Origin of the sequence: Nocardioides sp. SYSU D00038, assembly GCF_016924665.1 — a bacterium.
Classification (GTDB): Bacteria; Actinomycetota; Actinomycetes; order Propionibacteriales; family Nocardioidaceae; genus Nocardioides.
Genome location: NZ_JAFFJT010000016.1, coordinates 254,144 through 269,261 on the forward strand (window position 1 = coordinate 254,144; position 15,118 = coordinate 269,261).

Genomic DNA, 15,118 nt, shown 5'->3' on the forward strand with positions numbered 1-15,118 from the left:
CGGGCTAGGACGGGCTAGGAGACGGCTCGGGCCGTCGCCGTGCGGCGCGAGCGCACGGCGAGCCGCAGCAGCCAGGTCACCACCACCAGGAAGCCGACGACCAGGGTCTCCCAGATCGGGCCGAGCCAGATCAGGCCCCACAGCGGGTCGTCCCAGCGGTGGGCGAAGCGGTGGTCGAGCACCGCGGTCTGCGCCCAGGCCGTGGCCGCCAGCCCCGCGGCGGCCAGCAGGCCGGCCGGGACCCAGCGCCAGGTCGCCAGCACCAGGGGCACGAGCGCGAGGAGGTCGAGCTGGCCCCAGAGCGGGTCGAGCAGCTCGGCGTCCTCGGGCAGCAGCCCGTCGCCTGGCGGCACGTCGGCGAGTGCCAGCGCAAGCACGGCGCAGCCGGCCGAGACGACGACGGCCAGCAGGGCCAGGAGGAGGGCGGTACGACGGGCGGGGGCGGGGCGGGTGGCGTCCATGCCGGCCAGCGTGGGCCCGGGGCGCCGTCGTGCGACACCGCCGTCGTACTCAGGTCCGGGCGAGGGGTCGCTCAGCGCACGACCAGCCCGCGCACGTACGCCGCCTGGCCGAGGTGCTGGGTCGCGTCGTTGACCACGCTGACCAGCCGGACGCCCAGGGTCACCGGCGGGTCCCAGCGCTCGTCGACCACCCGGTCGAGGTCGTCGGGGCCGGTCGTGGCCAGCCACGCGACGGTGCGGTCGTGGGTGGCGCGGGCGTAGGCCAGGAGGTCGTCGGCGCTCGCGCGGACGTGGGCCATCTCCTCGGCGCTGTGGCCGTAGCCGGTGTCGTCGGCGTCGAAGGGCAGGCCGAACCGGTCGGCGTACCCGTCGGCGGTCCACACCTGCTCGTGCCCGGCGACGTCGGCGACGTGGTCGTCCTGCACCCGGGTCAGGTGCCAGACCAGCCAGGCCATCGAGTTGCCGCGCCCGTCGGGGCGGACGGCCAGCTGGTCGGTCGTGAGCCCCTCGACGGCGTCGGCGACGCCGTCGCGGACCCGTTCGAGGGCGTCGGTCAGCAGCTCCGCGGGGGTCATGCGCCGACGGTATCCGTCGCCACCTCGCTCAGCCGGTGACCCGCACCAGCACCGAGCGGCGGGTGGTGTTGCCGGCGGCGTCGGTGAGGACGACGGTGACGGTGCGGGCGCCGCGCTGGCGCCAGGCCTTGCGCACGGTGGCGCCGGCGGCCGACGTGCCGTCGCCGAACTGCCAACGCACCCGCACCGCCGAGACCCGGTCGCGCACCCCGAGCACCGCGAGGGTGCCGCGGACCCCGCGCCGCAGCCGGCGTGGCGCGCGCACGCCGGTCAGGGTCGGCGCGACCACGTCGTAGCCCAGCTCGCGCAGGGTCGAGCGGGCCGACGGGCACGTCGTGCAGCCCGCGGTGAGCCAGGCGATGTAGGCGTTGCCCTGGTCGTCGAGGGCACCGACGGCGTTCGTGCCCGAGGTGGTGCCCGGCGCGGTGGACCGCATGGTCACGCCGAACGACGCCGCCCCGCTGCGGCGCACCGCGGCGTTGCCGGAGTAGGCGTCGCGGGTGCGGCTGGCGAAGGCGACCACGACCGCGCCGGTGGGCGAGAGGCTCAGGCTCGGGGTGCCGCCGCGGCCGTCGTTCCACGCCGAGACCCGCTGGTGACCGGCGAACGCCGAGCCGGGTGCGGCCAGGGCGGCGGTGACGACGTCGCCGGCCGCGGTGGTGTAGGCCGCCACCGCGGAGCGCGGGCCGGTGAGCACCGCGGCGTAGCTGCGGTCGAGGGTCGCCTCCCCCTCCCGGGAGACCAGGCCGACCGCCGACCAGCCTCCCGAGCCGAACCCGCCCGCGACGTCGCGGGCGGCGTAGCGCACCTGGGGACCGGTGTCGGCCGCGTCGTGGGCCAGCACGACGACCGCCGGGCCCGCCGGCGCCATCGCCAGCACCGGGTTGCGGGCCGCCCGCCCCGCGCCGCCCGCCACCACCGCGACCGGCCCGGGCGCCGCGTCGGCCGGCCAGGCGCGGCTCTCGACCAGGTGGTCGTCGCCGACCTCGCTCTCCCACACGAAGAGCGCGTCGCCGGAGTCGCTCAGCTCGACCTGGGGCGACCACGACCCCCGCGCCCCCGACCGCAGCACCCGCGCCGGGCCCAGCCCGGCGACGGTGCCGACCGCCCCCAGCGGTCGGTGGCCGGTGAAGTCGGTCACCGCGATCGCGGCCCGGCCGGCCGGGGTGACGTCGAGGTCGAGGTCGGTCAGCCGGTTGCGGCTGCACGCGAGCGCGGTGCGCTGGGCGCCGGCGGTGCCGTTGGCGGCGTAGGTGCGGTAGCGCACCCGCGACCGCTCGCCGTGGTGCTCCACCCACGCCGCCATCACCCGGCCGTCGCGCGCGACCTCGACCTGCGAGGACTCGGTGGCCGCGCTCGCGTCGGAGACCAGCCGGGCGGCGCCCCAGCCGCGCCCCGGTGCCCGGGTGGAGAGGTAGGTCGGGGCGCTGGTCGAGTCGGGCGAGACCTGGGTCCAGGTCATCGCCGCGACGCCGGCGGCGTTGACCGCCACGTCGACGTCGCGCGCGGTGCCCGGCAGGGAGGTGGGGGTCGGGGGCGCGCCGAGGGACGGCGGGACCGTGGTCCCGAGAACTGCCAGCAGGCCCGCCGCGAGCACGCCGCGGTGAAGGAGGCGACGTGCCCGGGATCTGTCATCCCTGACACGCACGCGGTTCCAACGGCGCCGGCGCGCCGAAGTTACCGGCAGGTACGGACCCGGGCCGAGCGGTCCGGACCAGTGCCGGCGCCGGCAGGACGCGGTGACGGGTCTGGGCCCCGGCCCCGGGGTAACGAGTGGGCATGGTGAACCTGGGCTACACGTTGATGACCGAGCAGAGCGGGCCGCGCGAGCTCGTCGGCTACGCCGTGCGGGCCGAGGAGGTCGGGTTCGACTTCGCGGTCTCCAGCGACCACCACTCCCCCTGGCTGACCGAGCAGGGCCACGCGCCGTACGCCTGGTCGGTGCTGGGTGCGGTCGCGCAGGCGACCGAGCGGATCGGGCTGATGACCTACGTGACCTGCCCGACGATGCGCTACCACCCGGCGGTGGTCGCCCAGAAGGCCGCGACCCTGGCCCTGCTCTCCGAGGGCCGGTTCAGCCTGGGGCTCGGCAGCGGCGAGAACCTCAACGAGCACGTCGTCGGCCGCGGCTGGCCGGCGCTGGAGACCCGCCACGAGATGCTCGCCGAGGCGGTCGAGGTGATCCGGCGCCTACTCGCCGGCGACCTGGTGACCTACCGGGGCACGCACTTCCAGGTCGACTCCGCCCGGGTCTGGGACCTGCCCGACGAGCCGGTGCGGCTGGGGCTGGCCGTGGCCGGCGACCGGGCGGTGGAGCGGTTCGCGCCGCTGGCCGACGACCTGATCGGGGTGGAGCCGGACCCCGGCCTGGTGGAGCGCTGGAACGCCGTCGACGGGGCCCCGCGGATCGGCTCCGGGGCCCGGGCGATCGGGCAGCTGCCGATCTGCTGGGACCCGGACGAGGACGCCGCGGTCGCTCGCGCGCACGAGCAGTTCCGTTGGTTCGCCGGTGGCTGGGACGTCAACGCCGACCTGCCCACCACGGCCGGCTTCTCGTCGGCCACCCAGTTCGTGCGTCCGGAGGACGTCGCCGACAACATCCCCTGTGGCCCCGACCTCGACAGGATCGTCGAGGCGGTGGGCGCGTTCTGGGACGCCGGCTTCACCGACGTCGCGCTCGTGCAGGTGGGCGACGAGGGCCAGGACCGGTTCCTCCACGAGGCGGCCGGGCCCCTGCTGGAGAAGCTGCGCGCCGCCGCCCCGGGCGGCTGAGGTCCGGCGTCAGCCCTGGTCGCGCGAGCGCAGGCGCGTCCGCAGCTTCTCGAGGCGGGCGTTCTTGAGCCGCAGCCGCTCCTCGAGCCGGCGCACCCGGAAGCGGGTCCGGGCCAGCTCCGCACGCGCCTCGGCGTACCCGTCGTTGGCGATCTGGAGCTCGACGGCCCGCCGCGTCGTCCGCGCGAGCTCGCCCAGCGCGGCCGGCAGCACCAGGGCGTCGATCCGGGCCTGCGCGTCGGGGCCGGTCACCACCGCGTGCCAGCGCTCGAGCTCGGCCAGCCGCTGCTCGGGGCTCCACCCGACCCGGCCGTTGGCGCTGGTGGGCAGCTGCAGCGCGGTCATCCGGTGTGACGTGGCCCCCCGGAAGTCGGGGTGACGCATCAGCTTGCGCCACTGGTGGTGGTCGGGCCACTCGCCGGCCGGGGTGGTGTCCCACCGCTCGCCCACCCGGTCGTAGAAGGCGCGGGAGTGGGCGGTGCCGGTGATGCTGACGGCGTTGTGACGGATCCGGTCGTCGAGCATCAGCCGGACGTGACCGGGGTCGGCGAGGTCGGCGGGGTAGAACCCGACCCGGCCGTCGGGCCGGAGGAAGCCGTTGTAGGACTGCACGAGGCCGGCGTCCTGGAGCAGCGCCAGCAGGTCGGCGACGTGGTCGGGGAGCAGCAGGTCGTCGTCGCAGAGGTAGAAGATCGCGTCGCTGCGAGCGGCGCGCACCGCGTCGTGGCGGTAGCGCTCGCCGTGGTGGGGGCCCTTGGGGAAGTCGAGGAACCGCACCCGCTCGTCGCGCGCGACCAGGTCGTCGACCACCGAGCGCACGGCGTCGGTGACGCCGTCGCCCACGACGATCACCTCGAGGTCGCCCACGCTCTGCCGGAGCACGGTGTCGACGGTCAGCGGCAGCGTGGTGGGCTTGTCGTGCACCGGGATGACGACCGAGGCGCGGGTCACCCGAAGTCCTCCGGCCGGTAGGGCGCCGCGGCCAGCACCAGCACGCTGGCGTGGTCGTCACCGAGCCGGTAGACCACCCGCTCCCCCGGCTCGAGGTGGACGGCCTGACCGCGCTCGGTGAGGTGGAGGACGTCGTCGCCGACCCGGACCTCGACGGTGCCGCGCAGCAGCACCAGCAGCTCGCGGCACGGCACCCCGTGGTCACCGCGCCACACCGGCTCGGCCGGCCCGGTGGCGACGAAGACCCGCACCACGTCGAAGCCGACGTCGGGGAGCTCCAGGGCCAGCAGGTCGCCCCGGTCGTCGGGGTGGAGCGGGAAGGTCCGCACCTCGCGAGTCACCGGACGACCTCCTCGAGGGCGGCCACGACCGCGTCGACCTCGGCGTCGGTGATGCCGGGGAAGCAGGGCAGCGAGAGCTTACGGTCGCGTCGCCCCGAGGCGGCCGGCGCGCTGCCGGTCGCGGCCAGACCCGGCATCTCGGTGACCAGCCACGGGTAGTGCATCGCGGTCGCGACGCCGCGCTCGGCGAGCGCGGTCGCGACCCGGTCGCGGCCGTCTACGAGGGCGACCGCGTGGTGGGCGACGGTGGTGGCGGGGTCGCCGTGCAGCCCGACGACGGCGCGGTAGCGGGCGGAGACGGCTCGACGCCGTGCGTTGGCGTCGTCGAGGAAGGGCAGCCGGGCGGTGAGGACCGCTGCCTGCACCGGGTCGAGGCGGCTGTTGCGGCCGCCCGGGAGCACCACCCGGTGCCGCTCGCCCCAGCCGTGCTCGCGCAGCCGTCGCGCCCGCTCGGCCGACGGGCCCGGCAGCACCACCGCGCCGGCGTCGCCCACCGCGCCGAGGTTCTTGGTGGGGTAGAAGCTGAACGTCGCGGCGTCGCCCACCAGGCCGACGTGGGACCCGTCGACGCGCAGCCCGTGGGCCTGGGCGCAGTCCTCGACCAGCGCCAGGCCACGGGCCCGCCGCCACTCGTCGAGCCCGCCGGGGCCGCTGAGCGGGACGGCGTCGCCGTGGAGGTGGGTCACCACGACGGCTGCGACGTCGGGCGCGTCGGCGGCCGCGGCGGTGGCGGCGGTCGGCACGCCGGTGTCCGGGTCGACGTCCATCACCCGGACGGCGAGGCCGAGCTGGCGCGCGGCCCCGGCGGCGTACCCGCCGTCGTCGGGCGCCACGATCACCGCCGCGCCCGCCGGCAGGTGGAGGGTGCCGAGGGCCAGGGCGAGCGCGTCGCTGCCGTTGCCGCAGCCGACGACCTCCCGGTCGGTGCCGAGGTAGGAGGCGAACGCCGCCTCGAATCCCGCCACCTCCGCGCCACCGACCCAGGTGTCGCTCCCCACCACCCGGGCCACGGCCGCGCGGACGGCGTCGGCCTCCGCCGCGCCGAGGCGCGACGGTGCGGCCACCGGGACCGTCATCCCGAGCGCAGCCGCGCCCGCAGCTCGTCGGGTGCCATCACGCGACGGTCGTGGACCGCCAGCAGCGCGTGGACCCGCTCGACGAGCGCGGGGTTGGTGGCCAGGGTGGTGCGGGCGCGGTCGAGGAAGATGCCGTCCTCGAGGCCGACCCGCACGCCGCCGCCGGCGGCGACCGCCAGGGCCTGGGCCGTGAGCTGGTAGTCGCCGAGGCCCGCTCCCGACCAGAGCGCGTCCTCGGGGAGCCGCTCGACCGCGAGCCCGACCTCGGGGAGCGTCGCCTGCATGCCGGCGACGTTGCCGAAGAACATGTTCGCCACGACCGGTCCCGGGAGCAGGCCCTCCTTCTTCAGCACGTGGGCGAAGTTGACCATGCCGAAGTCGAAGATCTCGAGCTCGGGCACGATGCCGCGCTCCTTCATGATCCGGGCCAGGCCGCGGATCGTCTCGGGTGCGTTCACCGAGGCGCCGTTGAGGAAGTTCAGCGACGAGAGCGTCAGCGAGGCGAGGTCGGGCTTGAGGTCGCCGTCGAGCGCCAGGCAGTCAGCGCGCTTCTCCAGCTCCGACCAGGTGCGGCCGCTGGTGCTGACGTTGATGACGACGTCGGGCGCGGCCTCGCGGACCGCGCCGACGATGCGGGCGTAGACCTCGCGCTCCCAGGTGGGGGCGCCCTCGGCGTCGCGCGCGTGCAGGTGGACCGAGGTGATGCCGATCGCGGCGGCGGCCCGGACGTCGGCCGCGATCTCCTCGGGCGTCAGCGGCACGTGGGGCGTCATCGCGCGGGTGGGCACCATGCCCGTGGGCGCGAGCACGATGGGGACGGGCTGGTCGAGCGCGCTCAGCAGTGCGGGCACGCGTCCTCCTCTGCACTGGTGGGGTCGTCGAGGGTGCGGACCACCCGGGCGGGGTTGCCGGCCACGACCGCGAGGGCGGGGACGTCCTTGGTCACGACCGCCCCCGCGCCGACGATCGCCCGGGGGCCGACCTCGATCCCGGGCAGCACGGTCGCGCCGGCACCCACGAAGGCCCCGGCCCCGATCCGGACCTCGCCGGTCGTGACCGCGGCGGGACCCAGCGAGGCGGCGTGGTCGAGCACGTTGTCGTGGCCCACCGAGGCCGACCGGTTGAGGTTCACGTGGCAGCCGAGCCGGGTGTGCGAGGCCACGACGACCGCCGCGTTGACGTAGGTGCCGTGCCCGACGGTGGCGGTGCTGGCGACCACCGCGGTGGGGTCGACGACGGTGTCGGGCTCGACCAGCCCGGCCGCGGCGGCGGCCCGGGCACCGGCGAGGCGGTGCACGCCGGACGACAGGCCGAGGACGAACGGCCCGGCGGGCGGGGAGTCGTCGTCCAGCCCCGGCAGCCGCGGGTCCGCGCCGCCGTGGTTGTCGACGCAGCGGGGCTCGCGACCCAGCCGCAGCGCGGTCTCCACGACGTCCCACGCGTACGGCGTCGCCACGCCGAACAGGATCAGGGGTGCGGGCACCCGCACACCCTAGTGGGACGCGGGCGTGCGACTGGGGCGCTGGTCGAGGTGCGAAGGCCGCTGGGCCCGAGCCTGGAGACCCGCACGACGCAAGCCCTGCCGTCCCGACCGGAGGGCTTCCGGGTGCAGGGGTTTCGAGACAGTCGCTAGCGCGACTTCCTCAACCAGCGGTACTGGAGGGCGCCCAGGGGTGGGGTCTCGACGACGCTCCTCGCTGGGGCTCGCCGCTGCTCGACCACCGGTCGGCGCTCGGACTTCTCGGCCAGAACCTCGGCTTCTCGGCCAGAGTTCCGGCCGACCAGTCAGGGTTTCCCCGGTTCACCGGGGGAACCCGCACCCCCCAACCGCGCCAACCGCGCGCGGAGCCCGTCGACGCGGTGGGAGTTGCCGAGGAGGCCGACGTAGCGCTCGCCGTACGCCGCGAGCAGGGCGTCGTCGAGGCGGCGGACGGCGCCGGGCGGGTACCTGTAGCCCATCGCCGCGGAGATCGCGGCCTCGTCGACGCCGCGCAGCACCTCGCCCAGCTCCTCCAGGCCGGTGACGCCGAGCTCGAGGAGCAGCCCGGAGATCCAGGAGTAGTGGTCGGTGCGCGACCAGCCGGCCTCGGCGTACTGGCCGGCGAGGAACGCCGCCAGCTCGCGCGGGGCGATCCTGGGGTCGTCGTCCTCGTCGGCGCGGGCGACCGGCCCGCGCAGCCGCTCGCGGATGATCGAGAACTCCCGGTCGGCCAGCTCGAGCAGCCCGGCGGCGAGCGTGAACCGGCGGTCGAACTCGCTGGCGTGCTCGTCGGGGACGGTGCCCTTGTAGCGGATGTCGTGCTCGAACTCCGCCCACGCGTGCTGGAGCACCGTGCGCACCTGCACCTGCGCGACCCGGCCGGCCAGCGCCGGGTGGGCGGCCTCCCGGGCGGGGTCGACCGCGATCAGCAGGTGCCGGCTGGCGTAGCCGAACCGGCCCTCGCTCGCGGTCTCGCGGCCCATGTCGCGGTCGTCGCGGACGTCGACCTGGTCGCCGAGCAGCTCGGCGACCGCCTCCACGTCGCTCTGCACGTAGGTGATCACCCGGACGCCGAGCTGGTCGGTGATCTGACGCAGCGGGTCGTCGTAGAGCAGCTCGCCGTCGCGGGTGCGGGTGGCCTTCTCGGCGAACGACGCCACCGACTTGGTGCGGCCGGTGACCGAGAGGTAGTTGATGCCGGCGTCATCGAGGATGCCGGTGACCAGCGCGACCGCCTCGCGCCCCGCCCGCTCCAGCTCGGCGTGCTCGGCGTGGTAGCGCTGCACCGCCGCCCGCACCGGGTCCTCGGGCGGGTGCGGCCGCTCGCGCGGGGTGGGCGCGAGGTCGGGCGGCAGCGTGGGGGTGACGATGTAGCCGGTGCGCAGGTCGCCGTAGGTCGTGAGCGCTCCGGGGTCGGTGTCGGCGAGCCGGGCCACGGCGGCGCAGACGACCGCGTCGACCTGGTCCTCGACCCGGCGCAGCTCGCTCTTGCGGCCGGCGTCGCGCACCAGCCCGCGCAGCGACTCCCAGGTCTCGCCGGTGTCGACCAGGCCGGCGACGTGTCCCATCAGCGCGAGCAGCTCGGCGCGCAGCAGCTCGAGGTCGCGGCCGGTCTTTTGCTTGTACTTCAGGGTGCGGCCGAGCCGGAACAGCGCGACCGTCGCCGGGTGGGGGTAGACCTCGATGGCCCGCCGGGCGCGGCCCGAGCGCGGGTCCATGTCGAGGCCGAGCAGCTTGCAGACGCGCGCACCGCGGGTGCCGTCGGCGAACTCCCTCTTGCCGGTGTTGGACGGGTGGGCGCCGGCGTCGAAGCGGGCGAAGTCCTTGTTGAGCGCGGCCTCCGCGGGGCGGTTGCCGGTGGCGTTGGTGACGACCAGCGGTGCGTCGATCCCGACCACGCACGGGCCCTCGACGTACGGCGCGAGGTGGTCGCGGATCTCCTCGTCGGTCCGCACCGAGGCGAGGTGGACCAGCCGGCCGCCGGGGGCGAGCACGGCCAGACCGGTGGGCCGGTTGTCGCCCCAGGCGAGGTCGATCCCCACGTGGTGGGCGGCTCCGGTCATGGACGACAGCCAAGCAGGTCGGGGCGTGCCCGGGCGACACCCCGCGCCCCGCCCGGGGACGGCGGGTCAGGCCAGCGCGGCGTACTCGCGTGCCAGCCCGGCCCCGACCCGGGCGTTGTCCCGCACCAGCGCGATGTTGGCGGTGAGGCTGGCGCCGTCGGTGAGCTCGACGATCCGGCCCAGGAGGTACGGCGTCGCGGCGCTGCCGGTGATCCGTCGCTCGTCGAGGTCGCGCAGCGCCTGCTCGATGACCGCGCCGATCTCGTCGGCGGGGATCTCGTCCTCGGCCGGGATCGGGTTGGCGACCACGACGCCGCTGGTCAGGCCGAGCCCCCAGTGCGCGCGCAGCGCGGCGGCGATCTCGGGCAGCGTGTCGAGGCGGTGGTGGGCGCGGAAGCCGCTCCCGCGGGAGTAGAACGACGGGAACTCGTCGCTGCCGTGCACCACCACCGGCACCCCCTCGGTCTCGAGCACCTCGAGGGTGAGCCCGATGTCGAGGATGCTCTTGACCCCGGCGCTGACCACGCACACCGGCGTGCGGCCGAGCTCGGTGAGGTCGGCGGAGACGTCGAAGGAGAGCTCGGCGCCGCGGTGGACGCCGCCGAGGCCCCCGGTGACGAAGACCCGGATGCCGGCCAGCGCGGCCAGCCGCATGGTGCTCGCCACCGTGGTCGCCCCGTGGCGACCGGTGCCGACGACCACCCCGAGATCGCGGACGCTGACCTTGCTCACCGACGGGTCGCTGCCGAGCAGCTCGAGGTCGTCGGCCGACAGGCCGATCCGCGGCCGGCCGCCGAGCACCGCGACGGTCGCCGGCACGGCGCCGTGCTCGCGGACGATCTGCTCGACCTCGCGTGCCATCTCGACGTTGCGCGGGTAGGGCATGCCGTGGCTGATGATCGTGCTCTCCAGCGCCACCACGGGCGCCCCCTCGGTCAGCGCGGTGCGGACCTCCTCGGTCACCACCAGCACGTCGGACTCACCAGCACTCACAGCAGGCTCCTCACCAGCTCGTCGGTCAGGTCGGGGCGCACGCTGTGGGGGCTGGCCACCGTGAGCGCCGCGGCGACCTGACCGTACGCCGCCGCCTCGGCCTCGCTCGCACCAGCCAGCACCGCGTGGCACCAGGCGGCGAGCATGGCGTCGCCGCCGCCGGTCACGTCGACGACCTCGCCCACGACCTCGGGTGGGGGCGGCGTCGTGCGAGTGGTGCCGCCGGGGCCGCTCAGCTCGGAGCCGGCGCCACCGCGACGCACCCACACCCAGGTCGCGCCCCCGGCGTGCAGCGCCTCGAGCCCGCCCAGCACGGCGAGCTCGTCGGCGTTGGGCGTGACCAGGTGGACCGGGTGGTCGAGCACCAGCGCCCGCGCCTTGGGCACGCTCACCGGGTCGACGACCGCGCGGGTACCGACCGCGGCGGCGACCTCGAGACCGCGGGCCAGGGTGGCCGGGGCGAGGTTGCCGTCGAGCACGACCAGCTCGGCGGCCGCCAGCCGGTCGCGCTCGGCGGTCACGACCTCCGGGGTCACGGCCCGGGTGGCGGCCATGTCGGCGACCCCGGCCACCAGGTCGCCGGTGTGGTCGAGGACGGCGGTGTAGGTGCCGGTCGCCGCGGCCACCCGTCGTACGCCGGCCACGTCGACGCCGGTCGCGGCGCTCGCCGCGACCACCTGGTCGCCGGCGACGTCCGTCCCCACGGCGGCGACCAGGGCGACCGGGGTGCCGAGCCGGGCGAGGTTCTCGGCGATGTTGCGGCCCACCCCGCCGGCGGTGAGCACGGTGGTGCCCGGGTTGCTGGTGGCCGCGACCAGCGGGTCGGTGGTGCGGGCCAGCACGTCGAGGTTGGCGCCCCCGACGACGACCACCCGAGCGTTCATCCGGCCACCTCGGCCGTCGGGTCGGGGGCCGCCGGGCGCGGGCCGGGCACGGTGAGGGTGGCGATCAGCGTGGTCAGCGGGACCGCCAGCACCAGCCCGATGCTGCTGGTGAGCGAGCGGACGATCTCGGTGGCGATCTCCTCGGTGCCGAGCAGGTCGAGCGGCGAGCGGTCGTAGAGGGAGATGACGAGCAGCACGGTGAGCGCCGCGCCGGCGTAGGCGAAGACGATCGTGTAGATCGTGGAGGCGATGTGGTCGCGGCCGATCCGCATGCCGCTGGCGAACAGCGCGGTGCGGCCCATCTCCGGGGAGGCCTCGCGCAGCTCCCAGACCGCCGAGGACTGGGTGATCGTGACGTCGTTGAGCACGCCGAGCCCGGCGACCACGATCGCGGCGAGGAGCAGGCCCTGGAAGTCGAGGTCGCCGGTGTGGAGCATCAGGAAGCCGCCGCCCTCGTCGGTGATCCCGCCGAGCCGCGAGGCACCCACCGCCCACGAGCCGATCGCGGCGGTGACCGCGAGGCCGGCGAGGGTGCCGGCCAGGGCCGCGCTGGTGCGCAGGCTGACGCCGTGGGTGGAGTAGAGGACGACGTACATGATCACGGTCGAGGCGACGATCGCGGCGAGCACCGGCGACTCGCCGGTGAGCAGCGCGGGGAGCAGGAAGAACGCGAAGACCGCCGCGCTGATCGCCAGGCCGACCAGGGCCATCAGGCCGCGCAGCCGCGCGACCGCGAGCACCACGACGACGAACGCGATGGTGAGGATCCACAGCGGCCGGTCGCGGACCGTGCCGAACCACTGGAAGGTGCCGTCCTCGGTGCGGATCAGCTCCACCCGGTCGCCGGGCTCGAGCCCGGAGTCGAGCACCTCCGGCGGGATGCCGACCGTGGCCTCGGACCCGCGGCCCGGCCCCTCGGCGACCGTGACGTCGAGCTCGCCGCCGGGCTGCTCGGTGGAGGCGCGCACCGCGTCGACCACGCCCTCGGGGAAGGTGACGCCCTCCCCGGCGAAGCTCACCGAGCCCACGACGTCCTCGTCGCCGTCGGGCCAGAGCACCCCGAGGCCGACGACCGCCGCGATGCCGCAGACGACCAGGACGGTCACCAGCACCTGCCGGGGCAGTCCGCGCACCTCCAGCCCGCCGTCGGCGCGGTGGCTGCGCGCGTGACCGTGCCCATGCCCGTGCCCGTGACCGTGCCCCATGCACGACATTGTCGCGGGCGCCCGCGAACGGCGTTCCCACGGTCGCTGGTCCATACCCCATGGGGTATTTACCGAGGAGTTCGGCGATTCTGGTTGCGAGCCCCTCGCGGCCTGTCCACGATGCTGGTGGAAGGTCGTGCATGGGGCGCGACCGTGTCAGCCGAGGACACGTGTCAATGGAGCTTTCCGGGGCCCACGTGAGGGTCGTCGTGCTCGCCAGCCTGGCGGCTGTCGGCCTGTTCGCCGGTGGTCTGATCGGCGGGGATGCCGGGTCTCCCCTGCGCTGGGTCGTCGTGGGGGGCCTGCTGGTGCTCGCGCTGGTCAGCGTCGTCCGCGGTCGCCAGCCCGGCACCGGCGCCCGCCGTACGTCGCAGCGCCGGGTCCTGCAGCGACGCGCCTCCCACCGCGGCGCGCTGCCGCCCGTGCCGGTGCGCTCGGTGCAGGAGCGCAGCCGCGCTGCCTGACCGCCCCGATGACCTGCGGGGGCGGGACCCCGGTCAGGGCCGCTCGACCAGCGCCGCCAGCTTCTTGGGGGCGCGCAGGCAGTAGCTGTCGGTGACGACCTCGGCGACCTCGTCCCAGTCGGTCCCGGTGCCGAGCACCAGCCCGACCACCGTCGCCGACCACGGCGGCTTGAACCACGGCGGCCCGAGGTGCTCGAAGGTCACCACCTCGTCGAGGTCGGCGTGGAAGACCAGCACCGCGTGGGGGCCGGCGCCGCCGAGCGCCGCCCGGGCGTGCGCGGCGGGCCAGCCGTCGCGCACGGGGGCGACGTGGGCGAAGGTGCGCGTGCGGATCCGCCAGCGCACGCCGATCCAGGCGTCCTGCTCGAGGGTCTCGGGCAGCCGGGTCGCGACCTCGCCGACGCGGGCGATCGCCGCGGCGAGGAAGGCGTCGTCGTCCACGCAGCCCACGCTAGGCCCGCGCCCCGACATAGGCTGCCGGTCGTGGAGCCGATCCGGGTCAGCGCGCTCGTCGTCCGCGACCCGGCGGGGCGGGTGCTGACCGTGCGCAAGCGCGGCACCGAGCGGTTCATGCTGGTGGGCGGCAAGCCCGAGCCGGGCGAGACCCCGGCCGAGACCGCCGCCCGCGAGTGCGCCGAGGAGGTCGGCCTGCGGGTGGACGCCGGGGTCCTGGTGGCCCTGGGTCGCCACGACGCCGCCGCGGCCAACGAGCCCGGGCAGCGGGTCGAGGCCCACGTGTTCGCCCATCCCGACCCGGTCACCGCCGTCGCCCCGGCCGGCGAGATCGCCGAGCTCCGGTGGCTCGACCCGGGCGCGCCGCTGCCGGACGACCTGGCGCCGCTGCTCGAGCACCACGTGCTGCCGCTGCTCGGCTGACCCTCCGGTCGGCGGGTGGGGTCGGCCCAGACGGGCGCGGCCGTGGTCGAATGTCGGGCGTGGACGTGAGCGTGGTGATCCCCTGCCGCAACGCCGTCCGCACGATCGGCGCGCAGCTCGACGCGCTGGCCGCCCAGGTCACCGGCGCGACGTTCGAGGTGGTGGTGGCCGACAACGGCTCCACCGACGGCACCCGCGAGCTGCTGGCCGCCCGCGACGACGTGGTGGTCGTCGACGCCGGCGCCCGGCCCGGCATCAACCGGGCGCGCAACGCCGGCATCGCCGCCGCCCGGGGCGACCTGCTGCTGCTCACCGACGCCGACGACGTGGTCGACCCGGGGTGGATCGAGGCCTACTGGCAGGCGGCCCGTGCCGGCGCGACGCTGATGGGCGGGCCGCTGCGACGGGTGCTGCCCGACGGCACCACGGTGCGCTGGCAGCGCCGGTTCACCGACTCCCTCGGCTTCCTTCCCTGGCCCACCGGCGCCAACTGCGCCCTGGCCCGCGAGGTGGTGGACGCCTGCGGGCCGTTCGACGAGGAGCTCCTCGGCGGCGGCGACGAGACCGACCTGTTCTGGCGGGCCCAGCTCGCCGGGCACGTGCTGGTCTACGTGCCGGGCGCGGTCGTGAGCTACACCCAGCGGGCGACGCTGGGCACCCTGTTCCGCCAGTGCCGCGGCTACGGTCGCTCCCACGTGCGGCTGTTCGTCCGCTACCGCCCGCACGGCATGCCCCGGCGCCGGGGTCGGGCCACCCTGCGCCTGCTGGGCCGGCGGCTCCGCGAGGTCGCCGGCCGCGACGGTCGCCGGGTGGCGCTGCGCGCGCTCACCCAGGAGCTCGGGCTCGCGGCCGGCCGGCTCGAGGAGTCGCTGCGCAGCCGGACCCTGTACCTCTGAGGTTCCCCCGCCTGACCGGCCCGCTCGGGGTAGTCACGGGCGAACGGCACCCGAGCCGGGCGGAATCACCTGCCGAACGTC

At 75.9% G+C, this 15,118-nt stretch carries 17 protein-coding genes; 4 read left to right on the forward strand and 13 right to left on the reverse strand.

From position 1 onward, the window contains the following. Positions 1 to 14: 14 nt before the first annotated feature. The 3 genes from JT721_RS09760 to JT721_RS21715 all read right to left on the reverse strand — a co-directional run bounded on the left by JT721_RS09760 (position 15) and on the right by JT721_RS21715 (position 2,633). Positions 15 to 461 (reverse strand): hypothetical protein, encoded by a 447-nt coding sequence (locus tag JT721_RS09760; RefSeq protein ID WP_205472893.1) that lies wholly within the window; start codon positions 459 to 461, stop codon positions 15 to 17. 71 nt (positions 462 to 532) lie between these two features. Then, positions 533 to 1,036 (reverse strand): DinB family protein, encoded by a 504-nt coding sequence (locus JT721_RS09765; RefSeq protein WP_205472894.1) that lies wholly within the window; start codon positions 1,034 to 1,036, stop codon positions 533 to 535. 28 nt (positions 1,037 to 1,064) lie between these two features. Next, positions 1,065 to 2,633 carry a PKD domain-containing protein gene (locus JT721_RS21715; RefSeq protein WP_205472895.1) on the reverse strand — a complete coding sequence of 523 codons (1,569 nt, stop codon included), beginning with the start codon at positions 2,631 to 2,633 and terminating at the stop codon, positions 1,065 to 1,067. Between the two features lie 182 nt (positions 2,634 to 2,815). Here JT721_RS21715 and JT721_RS09775 point away from each other — a divergent pair, with 182 nt between their 5' ends. Beyond that, positions 2,816 to 3,808, forward strand: a complete 993-nt coding sequence (locus JT721_RS09775) for an LLM class F420-dependent oxidoreductase (RefSeq protein ID WP_205472896.1) — start codon at positions 2,816 to 2,818, stop codon at positions 3,806 to 3,808. Positions 3,809 to 3,817: 9 nt separating this feature from the next. Here the strand turns inward: JT721_RS09775 and JT721_RS09780 are convergent, their stop codons facing one another. The 9 genes from JT721_RS09780 to JT721_RS09820 form a co-directional block, all read right to left on the reverse strand. Beyond that, a complete protein-coding gene (locus JT721_RS09780) occupies positions 3,818 to 4,759 on the reverse strand; it encodes a glycosyltransferase family 2 protein (RefSeq protein ID WP_205472897.1) in 942 nt (313 codons plus the stop codon). After that, entirely contained in the window at positions 4,756 to 5,100 is a 345-nt protein-coding gene (locus JT721_RS09785; protein ID WP_205472899.1) for a WxcM-like domain-containing protein, read from the reverse strand. The genes JT721_RS09780 and JT721_RS09785 overlap by 4 nt, the downstream gene beginning before the upstream one ends. After that, a complete protein-coding gene (locus JT721_RS09790) occupies positions 5,097 to 6,164 on the reverse strand; it encodes a DegT/DnrJ/EryC1/StrS aminotransferase family protein (RefSeq protein ID WP_205472902.1) in 1,068 nt (355 codons plus the stop codon). The genes JT721_RS09785 and JT721_RS09790 overlap by 4 nt, the downstream gene beginning before the upstream one ends. Positions 6,165 to 6,172: 8 nt before the next feature. Continuing rightward, positions 6,173 to 7,027 (reverse strand): 3-keto-5-aminohexanoate cleavage protein, encoded by an 855-nt coding sequence (locus JT721_RS09795; protein ID WP_205472903.1) that lies wholly within the window; start codon positions 7,025 to 7,027, stop codon positions 6,173 to 6,175. After that, positions 7,012 to 7,659 carry a DapH/DapD/GlmU-related protein gene (locus JT721_RS09800; RefSeq protein ID WP_307827975.1) on the reverse strand — a complete coding sequence of 216 codons (648 nt, stop codon included), beginning with the start codon at positions 7,657 to 7,659 and terminating at the stop codon, positions 7,012 to 7,014. The genes JT721_RS09795 and JT721_RS09800 overlap by 16 nt, the downstream gene beginning before the upstream one ends. Before the next feature lie 302 nt (positions 7,660 to 7,961). Next, positions 7,962 to 9,719, reverse strand: coding sequence for a DUF429 domain-containing protein (locus JT721_RS09805; protein WP_205472904.1), 1,758 nt, complete (start codon positions 9,717 to 9,719; stop codon positions 7,962 to 7,964). Between the two features lie 66 nt (positions 9,720 to 9,785). Then, positions 9,786 to 10,712, reverse strand: coding sequence for a pseudouridine-5'-phosphate glycosidase (locus tag JT721_RS09810; protein ID WP_205472905.1), 927 nt, complete (start codon positions 10,710 to 10,712; stop codon positions 9,786 to 9,788). Continuing rightward, complete coding sequence (locus JT721_RS09815; RefSeq protein WP_205472906.1) at positions 10,709 to 11,596, reverse strand: carbohydrate kinase family protein; 888 nt, start codon at positions 11,594 to 11,596, stop codon at positions 10,709 to 10,711. The genes JT721_RS09810 and JT721_RS09815 overlap by 4 nt, the downstream gene beginning before the upstream one ends. Next, on the reverse strand, positions 11,593 to 12,801 hold the full coding sequence (locus tag JT721_RS09820) for a YibE/F family protein (RefSeq protein ID WP_205472907.1): 1,209 nt from the start codon (positions 12,799 to 12,801) through the stop codon (positions 11,593 to 11,595). The genes JT721_RS09815 and JT721_RS09820 overlap by 4 nt, the downstream gene beginning before the upstream one ends. A gap of 176 nt (positions 12,802 to 12,977) precedes the next feature. On the opposite strand from JT721_RS09820, the gene JT721_RS09825 reads away from it, so the two are divergent. Further along, positions 12,978 to 13,265, forward strand: coding sequence for a hypothetical protein (locus JT721_RS09825; RefSeq protein WP_205472908.1), 288 nt, complete (start codon positions 12,978 to 12,980; stop codon positions 13,263 to 13,265). 33 nt (positions 13,266 to 13,298) lie between these two features. On the opposite strand, the gene JT721_RS09830 is transcribed toward JT721_RS09825, so the two are convergent. After that, complete coding sequence (locus tag JT721_RS09830; RefSeq protein ID WP_307827976.1) at positions 13,299 to 13,706, reverse strand: MmcQ/YjbR family DNA-binding protein; 408 nt, start codon at positions 13,704 to 13,706, stop codon at positions 13,299 to 13,301. A 42-nt stretch (positions 13,707 to 13,748) separates the two neighbouring features. Between JT721_RS09830 and JT721_RS09835 the strand changes: the two genes are divergently transcribed. Then, the gene (locus JT721_RS09835) at positions 13,749 to 14,141 is read left to right on the forward strand and encodes an NUDIX domain-containing protein (protein ID WP_307827977.1); all 393 of its coding nucleotides are present in this window, start codon (positions 13,749 to 13,751) and stop codon (positions 14,139 to 14,141) included. A 59-nt stretch (positions 14,142 to 14,200) separates the two neighbouring features. After that, on the forward strand, positions 14,201 to 15,037 hold the full coding sequence (locus JT721_RS09840) for a glycosyltransferase family 2 protein (protein WP_205472911.1): 837 nt from the start codon (positions 14,201 to 14,203) through the stop codon (positions 15,035 to 15,037). Positions 15,038 to 15,118 lie beyond the last annotated feature (81 nt).